Raw genomic sequence first — 20727 nt, 5'->3', positions numbered from 1 at the left:
AAGTGAGACGGCACAGCTTTTAGAGTGGATGGACTGTTTAAGGATATTCCATGCCCAAAAGTTGAACATGACACTCTCAATCTGCCGTTTTACGCCCTTTCTCAGCCCGAGAAAGGGCGTTTTTTGATGGAGTTCGATGGCCTCGAAATTTTTGAAGGAGTGATGAAAGATGAGTAAAGCAGGAACAGTGGAACAGTATGGGATAGACGAGCTGATCAGCCGATTTAGCGATTTACCGATAGCGGAGTGGCTGGAGAAGATGGATAAAGACATTTCCTGGGAAAAGCGGGCGCTTGAGGCGTTGAATCATCTTGACGTCGATGAGCCGGATTGGACGTATGTTGCGGCGCAATGCTATCTGTACTCGATTTATGAGCAAGTCACGGGCTTACGTGGTACAGCAGTGGAGCAATGGGCTTCGACGTTCCCGGCCCAGGTCGGTCGGTTAATCGCAGACGGCCTATACGATGAACGGCTGGCGAGCTATTCGCCGGAGGAACTTGCTGAGCTGGCCGGCGTGCTGGACCTTTCGCAGGATCAGCGTTTTACATACATTGGAATCAAGACATTGGCTGACCGCTATTTGACGAGAAGCTATGATGGGACGCTTCAGGAGCTGCCGCAGGAGCGCTTCATGGTGATCGCGATGCTGCTGATGGTCAAGGAGCCGCGCCATTTGCGGCTTGAGCTGGTGAAGGAAAGCTATTGGGCACTCTCTCATTTATATATGACGACGGCAACGCCGACACTGGCCAACGCCGGAAAGAAGGGAGGGCAATTATCAAGCTGCTTTATTGATACGGTCGAGGACGATCTTCGAGCGATTTTCGACAGCTGCACCGATGCGGCGACCGTCAGTAAAAATGGCGGCGGCCTCGGAATCTATCTCGGCAAAATCCGGGCAAAAGGATCTTCAATCCGCGGCTTTAAAGGAGTCTCCTCCGGTGTGCTGCCATGGATGAAGCAATTGAACAATGTCGCGGTCAGCGTTGACCAGCTTGGCCAACGCCAGGGGGCGATTGCCGTTTATTTGGATGTGTGGCACCGTGATATTTTTTCCTTCCTTGATGCGAAGCTGAACAACGGTGATGAACGCCAGCGGACGCATGACTTGTTCACCGCTGTTTCCGTTCCTGATTTATTTATGGAGGCGGTAGAAAAGCGTGAGAATTGGGCGCTGTTTGACCCGCATGAAGTACGGCAGGTGATGGGCTTTTCGTTAGAGGACAGCTACGACGAGAAAAAGGGCGAGGGGAGCTTCCGCGACCGTTACCGCCGCTGCCTGGAAGAAGAGGCGCTGTCGAGAGTGGAAGTACCGGCGATTGAGATCATGAAGCGGATCATGCTGTCTCAGCTGGAGACGGGCAGTCCGTTTATGTTTTACCGTGATACGGTGAACCGGATGAATCCGAACCGGCATCGCGGCATGATTTACGGCTCGAATCTTTGTACGGAAATTATGCAAAATATGAGCCCGACGATCATTGAAGAAGAGCATACAGAGGACGGGAAAATCATTACAACAAAAACACCGGGTGATTTTGTCGTCTGCAATCTGTCCTCGATTTCGCTCGCCAATGCCGTGGAAGATGATGTGCTCGAACGGTTAATTACGATTCAGGTGCGGATGCTCGATAATGTGATTGACCTCAATCAGATTGAGGTGAAACAGGCGCAGTTGACGAATGAAAAATACCGCGCGGTCGGACTGGGGACGTTCGGCTGGCATCATTTGCTGGCGAAGAAAGGAATTCGCTGGGAAAGCGAGGAAGCGGTCGCCTATGCAGATGAGATTTACGAGCAAATTCATTATTACACCGTCAAAGCCTCATTGCTGTTGGCAAAGGAAAAGGGCGCCTATCCGGCATTTTCCGGCTCCGATTGGCATACGGGGGAGTATTTTGCGAAGAGGGACTACACGTCGGAAAAATGGAATGAGCTGCGGCAGGATGTGGCAGAGTACGGCGTGCGCAACGGCTATATGATGGCGGTCGCGCCAAATGCGACGACCTCGCTCATTGCCGGCTCGACTGCTTCGATTGATCCGATTTTTGCGAAGTTTTATGTTGAAGAAAAGAAAAATTACCGAATCCCTGTCGTGGCGCCGGATTTGACGGCGGAAACGACCTGGCTCTATAAGCAGGCTCACCTGATCGACCAAAAATGGAGCATCCGCCAGAACGGCCGCCGTCAGCGCCATGTCGATCAAGGGATTTCCTTTAATCTGTATGTGCCGAATACGGTGAAAGCAAAAGAGCTGCTTGAGCTTCACCTGCTCGCCTGGCAGGAAGGGTTGAAGACGACCTATTATGTCCGCTCGACTTCGGTGGCGATTGAAGATTGTGAGAGCTGCTCCAGCTAAATTGGAACAAAGGGGAGAATCAACGATGATGGAAAAAAGAAAGCTATACGATGTTGAGGCGCCGAATGCCTCAACCGCGCTGATCAACGGCAAAAGCTCAAACGTGCTGAACTGGGATGATGTTCGTTACTCATGGGCCTATCCGCTGTATAAGAATATGCTTGCCAATTTCTGGACGCCGTTTGAGATCAATATGACTCATGATGCTAAGCAGTTCACCTCGCTGACGGAGCACGAGCAGGAGGCGTTCAAAAAAATTATCGGTCTGCTCGCTTTTCTTGACAGCATCCAAACCGATTACACGCTGCGGGTGGCCGACTATTTAACCGATTCAAGCATGGCGGCGCTGATGAGCGTACTGTCCTTCCAGGAAGTCGTTCATAACCAAAGCTACTCCTATGTGCTGTCAAGCCTCGTGCCAAAGGCGGTCCAAGATGAAATCTATGAATATTGGAAGCATGATACTGTGCTGCGGGAACGAAATGAATTTATCGTCGATGGCTATGAGGATTTTACTGAGCGTCCGAGCGCCGAAACGCTGGCGAAATCGATTGTCTATGATGTTATTCTCGAAGGGCTGAATTTTTATTCAGGGTTCGCCTTCTTTTATAACCTCGCCCGCCATCAAAAAATGGTCTCAACGTCGACGATGATTAATTATATTAACCGGGATGAGCAGCTCCATGTCTACTATTTTACAAATCTCTTTAAAGAGTTGCTTCGTGAAAATCCAGAGCTTGATTCAGTAGAGATGAAGCAATTTGTCGAGCAGGCTTTTCATAGAGCGACCGAGCTGGAAATGAACTGGTTCCGTTATATTATTGGCGACCGGATTGACGGGATCGATCCGGGAGAAATGGAAGCTTATTTGAAGTTTATGGCAAATAAACGGATCAAGCAGCTTGGCTATGAAGCGATTTATCCGGAATATCGGACGAATACGATGAGATGGATCAAAGCCTATGAAGACGTCAATGCCGCCAAAAGCGACTTCTTTGAGCAAAAGTCACGACAATATGCGAAAGTATCAAGTGATAACGGATTTGATGAATTGTAGGAAAATAAGTCTGGCAAACAGGTTGAAAAACCATGTCGCCAGACTTTTCTTATTGTTGGCAATATGAAACAATACGAGATGGAACAATGAAAGGGAAAAGGAGCCGGGGCAAAAATGCTGACGATAAAAGAAGGAGACTATCTTAAATACATTGGCAACCCTAATGTGAAATTGAAGCTGCAAATGAAAATGACGTTGATCATCGGGCTGCTGATTATCAGCATGTTTGCGATTATGGGACTGTTTCTTCATGCGTTTTTCTCGGATACTCTTAAACATGAAGTAGGGGAAAGAGCGCTGGCCGTAGCGGAAAGTGTCGCCAGGATACCTGAATTGCGGCAAGCGTACGAGCTGGACGATCCTGCTGCAGTCATTCAGCCGTTAGTGGAACCGATTCGGGAGGCAACGGGGGCGCAATTTATTGTTGTCGGAAATAGAGAGGAAATTCGTTATGCTCATCCACAGCCTGAGCAGCTGGGAGAACAAATGGTCGGAGGAGACAATGAGAGGGCGCTGCTGTTAGGCGAGTCCTATGTGTCGGAGGCTGTTGGTTCGCTCGGGCGTTCGATTCGCGGCAAGGCGCCGGTGCGCGATGCCGATGGCGGGGTGATAGGCGTAGTCAGTGTCGGTTTTTTAACGAAGGATGTCCAGACGATTGTCATGAATTATCATCGCAAGCTCTGGTATGTCTTGGTCGCTCTTGTTAGCGTCGGTATCGTCGGGGCTGTTCTCATTGCCCGTTATATTAAGAGACTGCTCTTTGGGTTGGAGCCGGAGGAAATTTCTCATCTTTTATTACAAAAGGAAACGATTTTACAGTCGACCCACGAAGCGATTATTGCCGTTAATCGCTATGGGGTGATCACTTTAATGAATACAGCGGCTCAGCGTCTTCTCGCTGAAAAGGAACAGGTGCCGAATCCGTTTATTGGAAAACCGATTTTGGACGTCTTGCCAAACTCGCGTCTCCATGAGGTGCTGCAGACGGGAGAGCGCCAGTATGATAAGGAGATGCTTGTCGGCAAACATATCGTGCTGGTCAATCGCCTGCCGATTTATTACCAGCAGAACTTGATCGGCGCCGTATCGACTTTTCGGAATAAAACTGAATTGGAACAGCTTTCACAGGAGCTGACAAGAGTGAAGCAATATGCGGAGGCGCTCCGTGCCCAGACACATGAATTTTCCAATAAGATGTATACAATTCTCGGTTTAATTCAGCTCGACAAGCAGCAGGAGGCGATTGATTTTATCAGGCGCGAGAGCACAATTCAGCAAAACTGGATTCATTTTTTGATGAAAAAGGTACCCGATCCGATGATAAGCGGGATTTTACTAGGAAAGCTGAATCAGGCTTTGGAGCAGCGTGTGACGTTAACGATTGACCCAGACAGTCAACTGCAGCATCCATTATCTGACCGGCAGCGCGATGCATTGGTAACCGTGCTGGGCAATTTGATCGGCAATGCAATTGAGGCAGTTAAGGACAAAACAGAACAGCGCGAGGTCGCTCTGTCTTTCACTGATATTGGGGATGTGGTCGTGTTTGAAATTGACGATGCAGGTCCGGGCATTGCAGATGAGGAGATCGAAAAGGTTTTTCAGCAGGGCTATACGACAAAGGCTGGTGCTGATCGGGGAATTGGTCTTGCGTTGACGCGCCGGCTGTTGGAGGATATTGATGGTGAACTGACGCTTGAGGAAAGCGAGCTTGGGGGAGCCTGCTTTGTCGTGACAATAGCGAAAGATAGGAACGGAGGGAAGACGGATGACTGAAAGGTTTCACGTGTTAATTGTCGAAGATGATTTTCGGGTGGCGGAAATTACAAGGCAATTTGTCGAAAAAGTGCCAGGGTTTGAGGTGGTGGCGACTTTGCAGACAGGGGAGGAGACAAAAGCATATTTGGCAAGTGGGAAGGCAAAGCCGGATTTGATCTTGTTGGATGTCTTTATTCCGGATGTCGAAGGACTTGATTTGTTCTGGGAGATCCGTCATCTAAAACAAAGCGATGTCATTATGATGACGGCTGCCAAAGAAGTAAAAACAATCGAAGAGACCTTGCGCGGTGGAGTGTTTGATTATATTGTTAAGCCGGTGGAATTTGCCCGGCTGGAGAAAACATTGGAGCGTTACCGGCACCAGCGGCGAACCTTTATGAGGAACGAGGAGCTGGAGCAGGAGGAGATCGACAGCTTATTTGCAGGACGTCAGAAAAGGCTGGAACAGGAAGCGGACTACAGTGAGCTGCCGAAAGGAATTGACCGCCTGACCTTGGAAAAAGTCCGACGGGTAATGAAGAACGATAAAGAAGAAGGCTTAACCGCAGCCGCTGTCGGCAAAACGATCGGCGCAAGCCGCTCCACGGCGAGACGGTATTTAGAATATCTGGTGACAATTAACGAGATTGCCGCGGAACAAAAGTATGGAGAGGTTGGCCGGCCGGAGCGTCGCTATTTTCGCTTGCAGGATAAGGAAAGTTGAATGAAAGAAAAGACCCCTGTGGCGTTTTTCTTTCTGTGAGCACAATGAACAAAAAGCAAATAATGCGCAATATACGCTTTTTCTCCAAAAGCTTCATCCTCTTTATCAATTATGCTACTTTTGGAATAGCATTTTGATAGAGGGGTTTCACTTATGTTTGTAAGCGCTTTACAGGTTTAGGAAGCTTGAGTCCCTCTGTCTTGTTTGGAAAAAAGGGGGAAGTATGATGTTAAGTTTGATCGGTTTTGCAACGATATTTGTCATTGTATTTTTATTGCTGCGGGGGCGGGTTTCACCGATTATCGGCCTTGTGCTTGTGCCAATCGCCGGCGCGCTGTTAGCGGGCTTCGGTCTCGCTGAAATCGGTGGTTTATTTAATGAAGGAATTGACCGGGTCATTCAGGTCGCAATTATGTTCATCTTTGCGATTTTGTTTTTTGGCGTGATGCAGGATGCCGGCCTGTTTGATCCGATTATTAATAAAATGATTGCGATTTCACGCGGGAATGTGATAGCGGTTACAGTTGGGACGGTTCTGATTGGAGCGATTGCCCATCTCGATGGCTCAGGAGCGTCGACATTTTTAATTACGATACCGGCTTTGCTTCCGCTTTATCAGAAGCTACGGATGAACCCGTATCTTTTGCTGCTGCTTGTCGGACTCAGTGCGAGCATAATGAATATGGTACCGTGGGCCGGACCGATTGGCCGGACGGCGGCGGTGATTGGCGGCGATCCTTCTGATTTATGGCGCCCGCTTATTCCATTGCAGCTCATTGCCCTCGTGCTGCTGTGCGGGCTGGCTGTTATTCTCGGCATCCGCGAAAAGCGGCGGATTGCCAAGCTTGAGGCAAAGGGCGAGCTTGGTGATGAAGTGGCGGCGACCGTGGAGACGGCAACGATCAAAGAAAAAGACGAGAGCCTGCTTCGGCCGCGCCTGCTGTGGCTGAATCTCCTTTTAACGTTAGGGGTGATTACGCTGCTTGTTTGGGGAATTATTCCGGCCGGCTTCATCTTTATGATCGGTCTCAGTGTGGCTCTGCTTGTTAACTATCCGAAGGTCAATGATCAGATGGAGCGGATTAAAGCGCACGCGCCGAATGCGCTGCTGATGGCGGCGATCATTCTTGCTGCCGGGTCGTTCCTAGGAATTCTTGACGGTACAGGAATGCTCGATTCACTGGCGACTGATTTAGTCCTTTATCTTCCGGCGTTCGTCATCCCGTATCTGCATGTGATCATCGGCTTTCTCGGAGTGCCTTTTGAACTGATTTTAAGTACGGATGCCTATTATTTCGCTTTGTTGCCTTTAATCGATCAAATTGTCAGCGCTCATGGCGTCGAGTCGGCTTCGATCGCCTATGCGATGATTATCGGTAATATTATCGGAACCTTCGTCAGTCCGTTTTCACCAGCTTTATGGCTTGCGCTCGGGCTGGCCGGACTCGAAATGGGTAAGCATATCCGTTACGCCTTCTTCTGGGTGTGGGGGTTCAGTATCGTGTTAATCATCATTGCGATGCTGATGGGTATTGTGACGTTTTAAGCAAGATGAAGTTTCAAGTCCTGTTATGGCGGAGGCGGGTTTCTTTCAGTATCCACTTCCCCAGGGACTATTTAATAGGAAACGATAGCCGCTCCAGTTTCAAGCTGGAGCGTTTTTGTATTTCCTCAGAACTGCGGGTAACGGCTCAATCTTCTATCGTAGGCAAGAAGAAATTTTTCATCGTAATGATTTCTTCTCCTTCCTCCGTATCTGTATAAGGCAGTCATTACTTGAATGTCTAGTAAGGGAAAGGCGAAGTGTTGACCGTTATTTTACAAGATCGTCAAGCGACAACGGCTCTTATCTTTGGTATAATGACGTTCAGAGAAAATGACATGAACAGCAGAGGTGGAAGTAGAAATGCTTGACTATCAAGAGTGGCGTCATGTATTTAAATTGGATCCGAATAAGGAGATTTCCGATGAGGACCTTGAATCCGTATGTGAATCGGGGACGGACGGGATTCTGCTCGGGGGGACGGATGGAGTGACATTAGATAAGACATTGCAGCTGCTGGCCCGGGTTCGCCGTTTCAGCGTTTCCTGCGCGCTGGAAATTTCCAATGTCGAGTCAATCACGCCAGGCTTTGATTATTTTTTCATTCCCTCTGTGATGAATAGTAGAAAAGTGGAATGGGTACTCGGTCATCATCATGCCGCCATTAAGGAATTCGGCCCGATTATGAACTGGGACGAGGTCGTGATGGAAGGGTACTGTGTGCTGAATCAGGATGCCAAAGTGGCTGCGTTGACCGAAGCAAACACAGACCTGTCAGGTGAAGATATTGTTGCGTACGCCCGTATGGCTGAGAAGCTGTATCAATTTCCGGTATTTTATTTGGAATACAGCGGTGTATATGGCGATGTTACGATCGTTGAGGAAGTATCACGAGTGCTGGAGAAGACGCGGCTGTTTTACGGCGGGGGCATTCAATCGCCAGCTCAGGCGCGGGAAATGGCCGGGCTTGCCGATACAGTCGTTGTCGGGAATTTGATTTATGAAGATGTCGGAGCGGCGCTGGCGACAGTGGAAGCTGTAAAACGTACTCAAAAGTAGAATAAATACAAGAACGAATATTTGGTGGTGGGATTTGTGCAAGGAAAAATTACTGAAAAAATGCTCGCCGGGCTCAATCCGGAACAGCGGGAGGCCGTGACGCATACGGAAGGCCCATTGCTGTTAATGGCCGGGGCCGGCAGTGGCAAGACGCGGGTGCTGACGCATCGGATCGCATATTTGCTAAGGGAAAAAGCGATCGCGCCATGGAATGTGCTGGCGATCACGTTTACGAATAAAGCGGCGCGGGAGATGAAGGACCGGGTCGCCCGGCTTGTCGGACCAATCGCCGAAGATATTTGGATTTCAACCTTTCACTCGATGTGCGTCCGCATTTTGCGCCGTGATATCGACCGGATTGGTTACAGCCGGAACTTTACGATTCTTGACTCGACCGATCAATTGTCGGTGATCAAACAGATTGTCAAAAAACGCAATATTGATTCCAAGAAATTCGAGCCGCGGACGATTCTCGGAATGATCAGCAGTGCGAAAAACGAATTGAAAAAGCCGGATGCGTTTGCCAGTACGGCGACGGGACCTTACGAGCAAATTGCCGCTGATGTATATGTTGACTATCAAAAGCAGCTAAAGCTGAATCATGCGCTTGATTTTGACGATTTAATCATGAAAACGATCGAGCTGTTTAAGCTTGTGCCGGAAGTGCTTGAATTTTATCAGCGCAAGTTTCAGTATATTCTCGTTGATGAATATCAGGATACGAACCGCGCTCAATATATGCTTGTGCAGCAGCTGAGCAGCCGCTTTAAAAACATATGTGTCGTCGGTGACTCCGATCAGTCGATTTATCGCTGGCGCGGAGCGGACATTGGTAATATTCTGTCCTTTGAGGAAGACTATCCTAATGCGAAGGTGATCCTGCTAGAGCAAAATTACCGTTCGACAAAAACAATTCTTGAAGCTGCAAACAATGTGATTGCCAATAATGCGAAACGAAAGAAGAAGAATCTATGGACGGATAACGAGGCAGGCTGTGGCATCGGCTATTTTGCTGCCGATACGGAACAGTCCGAAGCTCAGTTTGTCGTTGAGAAAATTAGAGAAAAGACGAGACAGGAGAACTATTCCTACTCCGATATTGCGATTTTGTACCGGACAAATGCCCAGTCGCGGGTGATTGAGGAATATTTCGTCAAATCAAATATTGATTATAATATTATCGGCGGCACAAAATTCTATGATCGGAAAGAAATCAAGGATGTGCTCGCTTACTTGCGGCTGATTGCCAACCCGGATGACGATATCAGTCTGCAGCGGATTATTAACGTCCCAAAACGGGGGATCGGCGCGACGACGGTCGATAAGATTGGCGCCTTTGCGACCGAGCAGGGAATCTCGATGTTCGCCGCTTTGCAGGAAGTTGACCAGATCGGCCTGAGCGGACGGGCGGTAGTGAAGCTCCAGGATTTTGCCGAGCAGCTTCGCCACTGGATGCAAATGCAGGAATACTTGTCGGTTTCTGAGCTCGTGGAAGAGCTGCTTGAGCGGACAGGCTACCGCGAGATGCTGCGCAACGACAAATCGCTTGAAGCGCAAAGTCGGCTTGAGAATATTGATGAATTTTTAACGGTCACGAATGAATTTGAGAAGCAGAACGAGGACAAGTCGCTTGTCGCGTTTTTAACCGATCTTGCTTTAGTCGCCGATATTGACCAGCTGGATGAGGAGAAGGATGGCAAGCCGAAGGAGGCGATTACGCTAATGACGCTTCACTCGGCCAAAGGGCTGGAGTTCCCGGTTGTCTTTCTGATCGGAATGGAGGAAGGCATTTTCCCACACAGCCGTTCACTGTTTGAGGAAGAGGAAATGGAGGAAGAGCGCCGTCTCGCTTATGTCGGAATTACGCGTGCCGAAAAGCAGCTTTATTTGACAAACGCCAGACTGCGGACGTTATACGGGCGCACGAATACGAACCCTCCTTCCCGCTTTATCGCCGAAATTCCGGAGAAATGCCTGGAGACGCTTAATGAAGAGAAGCAGGTTCCAGACTGGATGAAGACGTCACGGCCAAAGCCGACGGCGGTCTCAGCGTCAGCGCGCCGGCCGCAGACGACAGAAACGGGGGGCGAGCGGATTTCCTGGCAAGTTGGGGATAAAGCCGAGCATAAAAAATGGGGTGTCGGCACGGTCGTCAGCATAAAGGGCGAAGGCGAAGCGGTTGAGCTTGATATTGCCTTTCCAAACCCGACCGGCATTAAACGGCTGTTCGCCAAATTTGCCCCGATTACGAAGAAATAGGGCAAAGCCACTGCGCGGTTTTCCATAAAGACATAAAAATTTTGGGTTGATTGTAAGAAAGGAACGAACGAAATGGAGCGAAACGATGCAAAGCAGCGGATTGAAGAGCTTCGATCCCTGCTGGAAGAGTACGGCTATCACTATCATGTGCTCGATCAGCCGATTGTACCCGATTATGAATATGACAGGCTGATGCAGGAGCTTATCGCGCTGGAGGAGCAGTATCCGGAGTTCATCAGCGATGATTCTCCGTCAGTCCGGGTCGGGGGCGAGCCATTGCCTTTTTTCACAAAGGTCGAGCATCGCAATCCGATGCTCAGTCTGGGCAACGCCTTTTCTGCAGACGATTTGCGGGACTTTGATCGCCGGGTCCGGCAGCTGATTGATGGCGAGGTCCGCTACAGCTGCGAGCTGAAAATTGACGGCCTCGCTGTTTCGCTTTTATATGAAAAAGGGCGCTTTATTCTAGGGGCGACGCGAGGAGACGGGACGATAGGCGAGGATATCACGGCTAATCTGAAGACGATTCCGGCGATTCCTTTACGTTTAAAGGAAGAAGTCGACCTGGAAGTCAGAGGTGAAGCCTATATGCCAAAGCCGTCCTTTGAAAGGCTTAATGCCGAGAAGGAGCAAGCAGGCGAAGAGCGTTTTGCCAATCCGCGTAATGCCGCCGCCGGCTCCTTGCGTCAGCTAGATCCGAAGCTGGCCGCGAAGCGCCATCTTTCGATCTATGTGTATTCGATGAACCATTTGGAAGGGAAAGTAATTCCGTCCCACCATGAAAGCCTCCGCTATTTGCAGGAGCTTGGCTTCCGGATCAACCCGGAAAGCAGGCTTTGCGCCGATATTGAAGAGGTCATTGCTTTTACTGAGGAATGGGTCGAAAAGCGGGCTGAGCTTCCATACGAAATTGATGGAATCGTCATTAAGGTCGATTCGCTTGATCAGCAGCTGGAGCTTGGCTTTACCGCGAAAAGTCCACGCTGGGCGATTGCCTTCAAATTTCCGGCAGAAGAGGTAGTGACGATTTTGGAGGATATTACGTTAAATGTCGGCCGGACCGGCGTCATTACACCGACAGCTCTTTTGCGGCCGGTGACCGTTGCCGGCACGACAGTTCAGCGCGCCTCGCTGCATAATGAAGACTTGATCCGGGAGAAGGATATTCGGCTCGGCGACTCCGTTGTCGTCAAGAAGGCCGGGGACATTATTCCGGAAGTGGTCAATGTGCTGACCGATTTACGTAAGGGGGATGAGCGCGAGTTTGCAATGCCGACGGAATGCCCTGCCTGTGGCAGCGAGCTCGTCAGACTTGAAGGAGAAGTGGCGCTGCGATGCATCAATCCGAAGTGTCCTGCACAAATCAAGGAAGGTCTGATTCACTTCGTTTCCCGTAACGCGATGAATATTGACGGACTCGGGGAAAAGGTGATCGGGCAGCTTTTCGATCATCAGCTGATTCGCGATGTCGCCGATCTTTACCGGCTGGAGCGCGATGAACTGCTAAAGCTGGAGCGTATGGGAGAAAAATCGGTAGACAATCTTTTGGCGGCAATCGAAAAAACAAAGGAAAACTCCCTTGAGCGTCTGCTGTTTGGCCTGGGAATCCGCTTTGTCGGTGCCAAAGCGGCGAAAACGTTGGCGATGGAATTCGAGACGATGGAAAACCTCCAGCGGGCAACGGAAGAGGAATTGATGGCGGTCAATGAAATCGGCGAAAAAATGGCGGCTTCAGTCGTCCGCTATTTTGAAAAGCCTGAAGTGACGACTTTGCTCGCCAAGCTGAAGGAACTGGGCTTGAACTTTACGTATACAGGGCCAAAGATTCCGCGGGCTTCTGAGCTTGAAGAGAGTCCATTTGCCGGTAAGACGGTAGTCCTGACCGGAAAGCTGGAGCAGCTGACAAGAGGCGAGGCAAAGGAAAGAATCGAGCAGTTGGGCGGTAAGGTGACAGGAAGCGTAAGTAAGAAAACAGATCTTGTTATTGCCGGTGAAGAGGCAGGCTCAAAGCTTGAGAAAGCCGTTGAGCTTAAGATTACGGTCTGGAATGAGGAGGAGCTCGTTGCCGTGCTCCATGAGAACGGTCTAGAAAAATAGAAAGGAGAGGGGGTTGACATGTTGAAACGTCTGGCAGGATTGTCACTTACCCTGCTGCTATTGGCAGGGTGCTTACCGATCGCCCCTCCGGAAGAGGAAGAAGCAGAAGTAGAGGAAGCGGTTGACGACGGGGAACCGAGTGTAGAAGTCGTACCGCAAGTCATTACGCCGGATAATTATTATCAAAGCGTGCTTTATGATGGAACTTATTTGCATGGACAATCACGCGGGTTCGGGAATTCCGTCGTCCATAACCGGCTTGATTTGGACGAGCTTGAAATTGGTTTGACCCGCATTGCCCAGCAATATTTTGAGCCGGAGAATTATTTCTTTCGGGAAGGTCAGTTTATAGAGCGTGAAGAATTAAATAGTTGGCTGAGGCGCTATGATGAGAACGATAATCCGCTCGGTCTGAATCCGCCGCTTGGAGAAGGAGACACGATGCGTGAACGGGAAGAGAATCAGCCGCGAGCTCTGTCGCACATTTTGGAGCATAATTATATGGTCGAGGGGGAGAACGGTCAGCTGAACCTTGGCGGGATTGTTATCGGCCTTTCAATGAACAGTGTGTATAATTTCCGCGTGGAAGATGAACAGGGGCGTTACTACTTCTACGAGACTCCGCTTTCCGAAGCAATGATTGAACAGGAAGGCAGACGGATCGCGGAGGAAGTGGTCAATCGATTGCGTGCTGAGGATCGTGAGAACGGGGCTTTTAACGAGATTCCGATTATTGTCGCCCTATTCCGGGAGCAGCCGCAGGAATCCGTGATTCCAGGAAGCTTCATCGCCCAGGCCGAGGCTGAGCCGGGAGGCAGTCTCGAGCGGTGGCAGCGGATTAATCAGCGCTACTATTTATTCCCTTCCAATGAAGCGAATGAAGAGGCGCGTAATGAAGCCGACCAGTTCCAGCGCTTCAAGGATGATATCCAGGATTTCTTTGACACGTACATTGGAGTTGTTGCCAGGGGCCGCTACGAAGACAATCAGATACAGGAGTTAACGATTGAAATCCCGATCCGCTACCAGGGCAAGGCGGAAATTGTCGCGCTGTCCCAATTTGCGGCGAGTCAGGTCCAGCAACGCTTTCAAGGAGGATACAAGGTCAGTGTTTCGATCACCTCTGTATCGGGCAATACGGAAAGCATCGTCATTTTAAATCCGAATGAAGAACCGTTTATCCATGTTTACTAGTTTCAAAATGTAGCCTAAGTGAAGTCTTGGAGGCAGTCGTCTGTCTTCAAGGTCTTCTTAGACTACAAAATAACTGAATATTCATGTAAAAGAGGGGGAGACAGTGTGCTACATCCAGAGGTGAAAAAATACTTGGAAGAGACTGCGGCAGCGGGCCAAAAATCAATTGAACAATTAACGGTGGAAGAAAACCGCCAACGAATGAGAGAAACGATTGATGTCAGTGGGGAGCCGCAAGCTGTGGCAAAGGTGGAAGAGGTGACCATTCCAGTTGAGGACGGCACGATACAGCTGCGGATCTACACGCCTGAAGGAGCGGGACCGTTTCCGGTGCTCGTTTATTTTCACGGTGGCGGCTGGGTGCTTGGTGATCTGGATGTTGTTGACCGTCCGCTTCGTGCGCTTACCAATCTATCAGGGTATCTGATCGTGTCCGTTGACTATCGTTTAGCGCCGGAGTACCGCTTTCCTACCGCGCCGCACGATTGTTATGCGGCGGTAAAATGGGTGGCTGAACATATTTCCGCTTATAACGGCAATCCAGGTATTCTTGTCGTCGGCGGAGACAGCGCCGGTGGAAATTTGGCGGCGGTTGTGACTTTAATGGCACGGGAAAAGCAAGGGCCGGCTATACACTATCAAATTTTAATTTATCCGGGAACGGACTTTTCGGAGCCGAAGCCGTCCTACGAGGAAAATGGCGAAGGGTACGGGTTTACGAAGAAAGCGATTGATTGGTACAGTCATCACTATTTACAGGAAGAGGAGCGGACTGATCCGCTCGCCTCGCCTCTTTTGGCGGCGTCACACGCCGAGCTTCCGCCGGCTCTTGTGATCACCGCTGAGTATGATCCGTACCGTGATGAAGGAGAGCTGTACGCCGCTCGTTTAAGGGAGGCCGGCGTTCCGGTGGAAGTAACAAGATATGAAGGAATGATACACGGCTTTTTCCGGATGACGCGGCTGTTTGAACAGAGCCGTGAGCTGCATCGGCAAATTGCTGCGACCCTGACTAGACTGGCGCGTTCTGCGGGTGAATAATCTGAAGGAGAGGCAGTAGGGCTGAAGAGGATGAAAGAAAACTGGCTTTGATAGGGTCCGGGCAAAAGGTAACAATCTTTTGGCCCGGCCTTTTCTCATTTCTGTTTTTTCCTGCCGAAGATGATAGCGCTGTACAATCAATAAAATCTTGTAAAAGTACAACAATTAGTATGTTACATACGACAAAAATGATGAAAAAAGTGTTTATTATTGCCGCATTACATGATATATTTATGTCGTTCAAGACAATGGACTGTCCTCAGAGGTCTGATGTCTAACGAGCGTGATAGTCGGCTTGACGATGTACAAAATAAGGGATGAATGATGCTGCTTGATGGGTATAGGAGAGTAGAGTGCCGAAAACCATAAGAAAGGAATGAGCAGATTTGAAAACCGTTTATTGCGTACATTTGTTAAGCATTTTTATTGTAGAATAAAAAAGGGGGAAAGAAAGATGAAGAAGTGGTTACGCACATTAACAATGACGGCGGCGGCTGTTGTCGCCCTTACGGCGTGTGGGGCTGGAGAAGAAGAGGGAACGACCGATGAAGCGGCTCCGAGTGAAGAGCCCGCGGAAAACGAAGCTACACCGGAAGCGGAAGATTTCACTGTCGCAATGGTGACCGATGTCGGTGGAATTGATGATAAATCATTCAACCAGTCGGCGTGGGAAGGCTTAACAGCATTTGGTGAAGAAATGGGTCTTGAAGAAGGGACAGGCTATCGTTATTTGCAATCGGCTACAATGGACGATTTTGAACCTAATATTCGGACACTTGTACGTGAAGAGGCCAACCTTGTTTGGGGGATTGGCTACTTAATGGAGGATGCTGTCAAGACCATTGCCGAGCAGGTTGAAGACGCTCAAATTGCGATTGTCGATACTGTTGTTACAGATGGGGATGGCAATCCTTACAGCAATGTTGCCAATGTTACGTTCAAAGAGCATGAAGGCTCATTCCTTGTCGGCGTTGTTGCCGGATTGCAAACAAAAGGAAATAAAGTCGGCTTTGTTGGCGGCGTGGAAAGTGAATTGATCAAAAAGTTTGAAAGCGGGTTTAAAGCCGGTGTAAAGGCTGTCAACCCGGATGCTGAAATTTTAACGCAGTATACAGAAAGCTTTAATGATGCGACGCGTGGTCAGCAAATTGCCAATAATATGTACGGCCAAGGCGCGGACATTATTTATCATGCCGCTGGAGGAGCGGGAAATGGCGTCTTCCAGGAAGCGATTAACCGAGCGCGTAACGGTGAGGAAGTCTGGGTCATCGGAGTTGACCGTGATCAGCATGAGGAAGGTGTTTCCGGCGATGTGTCTGTTACATTAACTTCGATGGTAAAGCGTGTTGATACGGCTGTTTACCTTGTATCTGAGCGGACGATGAGCGGAGACTTCCCTGGTGGAGAGATCCTCGAATATGGTTTGGAAGAGGATGCGGTTGGAATTGCGCCGACAACTGACAATGTGCCGCAGGAAGCACTTGATGCGGTCGACGAATACAAAGTTCAAATCCAGGATGGGGAAATTAGCGTACCTCAGACGGATGAAGAATATGAGGAATATCTTTCTTCCCTGTAATAAGCAGACTGAAATCATTCATGCAAGAGACTGCTCCGAAGGTCGATGGCGATCTTCGGAGCACCATCACTCAGGGTGACTTATGCTGTTCTGACTTAAGTTGTAGAATAGTCTGGGCGTCGCATCCTGTCGCCTGCTATTGGATCTAACGAGGAGTGAGGGTGCATAGGTTGCTCTTTTTCCTTAACAGGATGTGAATTATGGAGAAAAAGGGACAATGACGGATTGCTGTTCCCCAATCCATCATTGCCCCTTTTTTCAAGAAAACAAGGCTTGGAGTCCGGGGAAGAACTACGGCTGAGTCTGAGAAGCAAGGAGTGAGTCGAGATGAATTATGTCATTGAAATGAATCATATTCGCAAAGAGTTTCCGGGGATCGTCGCAAATGATAATATAACGCTCCAAGTGAAAAAAGGGGAGATCCATGCCCTTCTCGGTGAAAACGGCGCTGGTAAATCGACCTTAATGAATATTCTGTTTGGCTTATATCAGCCGGAAAAAGGCGAAATTATCGTCCGTGGAAAAAAGGAGAGGATTACCGATCCGAATGTCGCTAATCGACTCGGGATTGGGATGGTTCATCAGCACTTTATGCTCGTTGAAAAGTTCACAGTTACCGAAAATATTATTCTCGGAAGCGAGCCGACGATGTTCGGGACGGTTAATAGTAAGAAAGCGGCAAAAGAAATTCAGCAAATTTCACTCCGCTACGGTTTGAAAGTGGATCCTTACGCCAAGATTGAAGATATTTCAGTCGGCATGCAGCAGCGTGTTGAAATCTTGAAAACGCTGTACCGCGGGACGGATATTCTGATTTTTGATGAGCCAACGGCGGTGTTGACGCCGCAGGAAATTCAAGAGCTGATTGCGATCATGAAAGCATTGGTCGCCGAAGGCAAGTCGATTATTTTAATTACCCACAAGCTGAAGGAAATTCTTGCTGTTTGTGACCGCTGCACGGTCATTCGCCGTGGCAAGGGGATCGGGACGGTAGATGTCGCTGAAACCGATGAAGATAAGCTGGCGGCGATGATGGTCGGACGCGAGGTCAACTTTAAGGTTACAAAAGCTCCGGCCAAGCCGCAGGATGTTGTGCTGGATGTCAAAGGAATAACAGTCAAAGACGGCCGCGGTGTCGAGGCTGTCAAAAACCTCAGCCTTGATATTAAAGCTGGGGAAATTGTCGGGCTTGCCGGAGTGGAAGGAAACGGGCAGACGGAGCTGATCGAAGCGATTACGGGACTGCGCAAAGTGGAAGCAGGCACAATCCAGTTAAAAGGTCAGCCGCTGCAAAATTTGAAGCCGCGGGAAGTGACGGAGGCCGGAATCGGCCACATTCCTCAGGATCGCCATAAGCATGGTCTCGTGCTCGACTTTACGATTGGCGAAAATATCGTGCTACAAACCTATTATCAAAAGCCGTTTTCCAAAAATGGTATTTTGCAATATGGGGAAATTTATCAGAAAGCCCGTCATTTGATTGAGGATTATGATGTACGCACGCCAACGGAACTGACGCAGGCGCGCGCGCTGTCCGGCGGAAATCAGCAAAAAGCAATCATTGCCCGTGAGGTTGATCGTTCACCTGAGCTGTTAATTGCCGCTCAGCCGACAAGGGGGCTGGATGTCGGGGCGATTGAGACGATCCATCAGCGGCTCGTCCAGGAACGTGATAAAGGACGGGCCGTCCTGCTAATGTCGCTTGAGCTGGATGAAATTTTGAATGTTAGCGACCGGATTGCGGTCATGTACGAAGGGGAAATTGTGGCGATTGTCGACGCGGCAACGACCAATGAACAGGAGCTGGGCCTTCTAATGGCAGGCGCGAAGAAAGAGAAAGCAGGTGAGAGACGTGATAGCTAAATGGCTTCCTAAAGGAAGACTGCTGTCGTTAGCCGTGCCATTGATTGCCGTTCTGCTCGGCGGTCTCATTGGTGCGTTGATTATGCTGATTACCGGATATAATCCGATTGCCGGTTATGCGGCATTGGTAAAAGGAATTTTCGGGGAAAGCTATTATATTGGCGAAACGATCCGGGCGATGACACCGCTCATTCTTGCCGGACTGGCGGTAGCCTTTGCTTTCCGGACCGGATTGCTGAATATCGGGGTGGAAGGTCAGTTGATCGTTGGCTGGCTGGCAGCGGTTTACGTCGGACTGGCAGTTGAACTTCCGCTGATTGTCCATCTACCTCTTTCGATTTTGGCGGGGGCGGCTGCGGGAGCGCTTTGGGGTTTTATTCCAGGCTTGCTTAAAGCCCGCTTTCAGGTTCATGAAGTTATCGTGACAATTATGATGAACTATATTGCGTTACATACAGCCAATGCGATTATTCGGACGTATTTGATCGTGCCGGGTGAGCGGACGGAGGAAATCCATTCGACAGCCTCGCTCGCTTCGCCGTTTTTGCAATCCATTACCGATTATTCTCGCTTACATTATGGCTTTCTCATCGCGCTGCTCGGCTGTTTCATTATGTGGTTTCTGCTTTGGCGAACGTCCAAAGGCTTTGAATTACGGGCGGTCGGCTTTAACCAGCACGCCTCGCAATACGCCGGGATGAACGTGCAGAAGAACATCGTCCTCTCGATGGTCGTCTCAGGCGCCTTTGCCGGTGTTGCCGGGGCGATGGAAGGGCTTGGAACCTATGGATATATGAGCATTCTTGCCGGCTTTTCCGGCGTCGGCTTTGATGGAATTGCCGTTGCTCTGCTCGGCGCGAATACCGCGATAGGAGTCGCCCTCGCTTCCTTTTTGTTCGGGGGCTTAAAGGTTGGCGCCCTGACGATGCAGTCGCAGGCCGGTGTACCTAGTGAACTGATCGATATCGTCATTGCGCTTATTATTTTCTTCGTCGCCTCAAGCTATATGATTCGTTGGGTGATTAACCGTGTGAAGAAGGAGGATGTATGATGGATCTCATGCAAATACTAGCTGCTGTCATTCCGGCAGCCATTTACCTAGCTGCTCCTCTTATCCTGACGGCACTTGGCGGCTTGTTCAGCGAACGGGCCGGTGTTGTCAATATTGGGCTTGAAGGGCTGATGGTAATGGGAGCCTTCACCGGAATTGTAACTACGCTGACATTGCAAGGAGCCGGTGTAGCATGGTGGACATCGATTTTTCTTGCCCTCCTTGCGGCGATTATCGTCGGCATGATTTTTTCACTATTTCATGCGGTCGCTTCGATCAGCTTTCGGGCGGATCAGATTGTCAGCGGGGTCGCGCTGAACTTTTTAGCAGTCGGGCTTTGTGTCTTCCTTGTGCGGCTTTTTTACAACAAAGGACAAACCGATTCCGTGCAAAATGGCATTTATCGTTTTAATGTCCCTGTTTTAAGTGATATTCCGGTTATCGGACCGTTGTTTTTCTCAAATGTGTATATTACATCCTTTGTGGCGATTCTGTTGGCTTTGATTGTCTATCTGATCATTTTTTACACGCCGTTCGGACTTCGACTGCGCTCTGTCGGCGAGCATCCGATGGCGGCGGATACAATGGGGATTAACGTCAACAAAATGCGTTATATCGGCGTCATGCTCAGCGGCGCTTTTGCTGGTCTCGGTGGAGCCGTGTTTGCGCTGACGTTTTCCGGAAACTTCTCGGGGACGACAATTGTCGGCCAAGGCTTCATGAGTCTTGCCGCGCTCATCTTCGGAAAGTGGCATCCGCTCGGCGCTCTCGGGGCGGCGCTCTTCTTCGGATTGGCGCAGGCATTGAGTATAACCGGGCAGCAGATTCCGCTTCTGGTGAACGTCCCGCCCGTTTTTCTCCTGATCGCGCCCTATGTGCTGACGATTCTCGCGCTGGCCGGCTTCGTCGGTCGCGCTGAAGGTCCAAAGGCAATCGGCAAGCCTTATATAAAAGGTTCCCGTTAATAACAAATTTGTGGCGATGTTTCGAATGTGACCTTTTGAAACATCGTCCTTTTTGTAAAAAGAAAACCCTAGGCTAGGCCTAGGGTTCCGGAAAGCTTCCAGCGAGGTATGAAAAAAACTCCTTCGTGATGCTACGATATATGTGGTTCGCCAACCAATATATCAAGCAAATGGA

At 49.6% G+C, this 20727-nt stretch carries 14 protein-coding genes; all 14 read left to right on the top strand.

Features of this window, described 5'->3' with window-relative positions:
- Window positions 1-169: 169 nt before the first annotated feature.
- The 14 genes from M3212_RS14675 to M3212_RS14610 all read left to right on the top strand — a co-directional run bounded on the left by M3212_RS14675 (window position 170) and on the right by M3212_RS14610 (window position 20552).
- Window positions 170-2362, top strand: a complete 2193-nt coding sequence (locus M3212_RS14675; protein WP_251194727.1) for a ribonucleoside-diphosphate reductase subunit alpha — start codon at window positions 170-172, stop codon at window positions 2360-2362.
- A gap of 28 nt (window positions 2363-2390) precedes the next feature.
- On the top strand, window positions 2391-3419 hold the full coding sequence (locus tag M3212_RS14670) for a ribonucleotide-diphosphate reductase subunit beta (protein ID WP_251194786.1): 1029 nt from the start codon (window positions 2391-2393) through the stop codon (window positions 3417-3419).
- 114 nt (window positions 3420-3533) lie between these two features.
- Window positions 3534-5195, top strand: coding sequence for an ATP-binding protein (locus M3212_RS14665; protein ID WP_251194726.1), 1662 nt, complete (start codon window positions 3534-3536; stop codon window positions 5193-5195).
- Entirely contained in the window at window positions 5188-5901 is a 714-nt protein-coding gene (locus M3212_RS14660; RefSeq protein ID WP_251194725.1) for a response regulator, read from the top strand. Before M3212_RS14665 ends, M3212_RS14660 begins: the two co-directional genes overlap by 8 nt.
- Before the next feature lie 226 nt (window positions 5902-6127).
- Entirely contained in the window at window positions 6128-7447 is a 1320-nt protein-coding gene (locus M3212_RS14655; protein WP_251194724.1) for a CitMHS family transporter, read from the top strand.
- Window positions 7448-7807: 360 nt separating this feature from the next.
- The gene (locus M3212_RS14650; RefSeq protein WP_251194723.1) at window positions 7808-8503 is read left to right on the top strand and encodes a heptaprenylglyceryl phosphate synthase; all 696 of its coding nucleotides are present in this window, start codon (window positions 7808-7810) and stop codon (window positions 8501-8503) included.
- A gap of 60 nt (window positions 8504-8563) precedes the next feature.
- Window positions 8564-10762: a DNA helicase PcrA gene (gene pcrA, locus M3212_RS14645; protein WP_251194785.1), complete on the top strand. Its 2199-nt coding sequence runs from the start codon at window positions 8564-8566 to the stop codon at window positions 10760-10762.
- A gap of 72 nt (window positions 10763-10834) precedes the next feature.
- Complete coding sequence (gene ligA / locus M3212_RS14640) at window positions 10835-12859, top strand: NAD-dependent DNA ligase LigA (protein ID WP_251194722.1); 2025 nt, start codon at window positions 10835-10837, stop codon at window positions 12857-12859.
- Between the two features lie 18 nt (window positions 12860-12877).
- Window positions 12878-14053, top strand: a complete 1176-nt coding sequence (locus tag M3212_RS14635; protein ID WP_251194721.1) for a CamS family sex pheromone protein — start codon at window positions 12878-12880, stop codon at window positions 14051-14053.
- Window positions 14054-14158: 105 nt separating this feature from the next.
- On the top strand, window positions 14159-15094 hold the full coding sequence (locus M3212_RS14630; protein ID WP_251194720.1) for an alpha/beta hydrolase: 936 nt from the start codon (window positions 14159-14161) through the stop codon (window positions 15092-15094).
- Window positions 15095-15548: 454 nt separating this feature from the next.
- Entirely contained in the window at window positions 15549-16673 is a 1125-nt protein-coding gene (locus M3212_RS14625; RefSeq protein WP_251194719.1) for a BMP family lipoprotein, read from the top strand.
- Window positions 16674-17000: 327 nt separating this feature from the next.
- The gene (locus tag M3212_RS14620; protein WP_251194718.1) at window positions 17001-18536 is read left to right on the top strand and encodes an ABC transporter ATP-binding protein; all 1536 of its coding nucleotides are present in this window, start codon (window positions 17001-17003) and stop codon (window positions 18534-18536) included.
- Window positions 18529-19587, top strand: coding sequence for an ABC transporter permease (locus M3212_RS14615; protein WP_251194784.1), 1059 nt, complete (start codon window positions 18529-18531; stop codon window positions 19585-19587). Before M3212_RS14620 ends, M3212_RS14615 begins: the two co-directional genes overlap by 8 nt.
- Window positions 19587-20552, top strand: a complete 966-nt coding sequence (locus M3212_RS14610) for an ABC transporter permease (protein ID WP_251194717.1) — start codon at window positions 19587-19589, stop codon at window positions 20550-20552. The genes M3212_RS14615 and M3212_RS14610 overlap by 1 nt, the downstream gene beginning before the upstream one ends.
- Window positions 20553-20727: the final 175 nt, after the last annotated feature.

Origin of the sequence: Halalkalibacter oceani, assembly GCF_023715705.1 — a bacterium.
Lineage (GTDB): Bacteria > Bacillota > Bacilli > Bacillales > Bacillaceae_D > Halalkalibacter > Halalkalibacter oceani_A.
This window is presented reverse-complemented; position numbering and strand designations above follow the sequence as displayed.

What these genes read in the sequence shown, in the direction of transcription:
- M3212_RS14610 (WP_251194717.1), top strand. Translation starts at nt 19,587, where the DNA reads ATGGATCTCATGCAAATACTAGCTGCTGTCATTCCGGCAGCCATTTAC.
- M3212_RS14625 (WP_251194719.1), top strand. Translation starts at nt 15,549, where the DNA reads ATGAAGAAGTGGTTACGCACATTAACAATGACGGCGGCGGCTGTTGTC.
- M3212_RS14660 (WP_251194725.1), top strand. Translation starts at nt 5,188, where the DNA reads ATGACTGAAAGGTTTCACGTGTTAATTGTCGAAGATGATTTTCGGGTG.
- M3212_RS14635 (WP_251194721.1), top strand. Translation starts at nt 12,878, where the DNA reads ATGTTGAAACGTCTGGCAGGATTGTCACTTACCCTGCTGCTATTGGCA.
- pcrA (WP_251194785.1), top strand. Translation starts at nt 8,564, where the DNA reads ATGCTCGCCGGGCTCAATCCGGAACAGCGGGAGGCCGTGACGCATACG.
- M3212_RS14650 (WP_251194723.1), top strand. Translation starts at nt 7,808, where the DNA reads ATGCTTGACTATCAAGAGTGGCGTCATGTATTTAAATTGGATCCGAAT.
- M3212_RS14655 (WP_251194724.1), top strand. Translation starts at nt 6,128, where the DNA reads ATGTTAAGTTTGATCGGTTTTGCAACGATATTTGTCATTGTATTTTTA.
- M3212_RS14620 (WP_251194718.1), top strand. Translation starts at nt 17,001, where the DNA reads ATGAATTATGTCATTGAAATGAATCATATTCGCAAAGAGTTTCCGGGG.
- ligA (WP_251194722.1), top strand. Translation starts at nt 10,835, where the DNA reads ATGGAGCGAAACGATGCAAAGCAGCGGATTGAAGAGCTTCGATCCCTG.
- M3212_RS14670 (WP_251194786.1), top strand. Translation starts at nt 2,391, where the DNA reads ATGGAAAAAAGAAAGCTATACGATGTTGAGGCGCCGAATGCCTCAACC.
- M3212_RS14675 (WP_251194727.1), top strand. Translation starts at nt 170, where the DNA reads ATGAGTAAAGCAGGAACAGTGGAACAGTATGGGATAGACGAGCTGATC.
- M3212_RS14665 (WP_251194726.1), top strand. Translation starts at nt 3,534, where the DNA reads ATGCTGACGATAAAAGAAGGAGACTATCTTAAATACATTGGCAACCCT.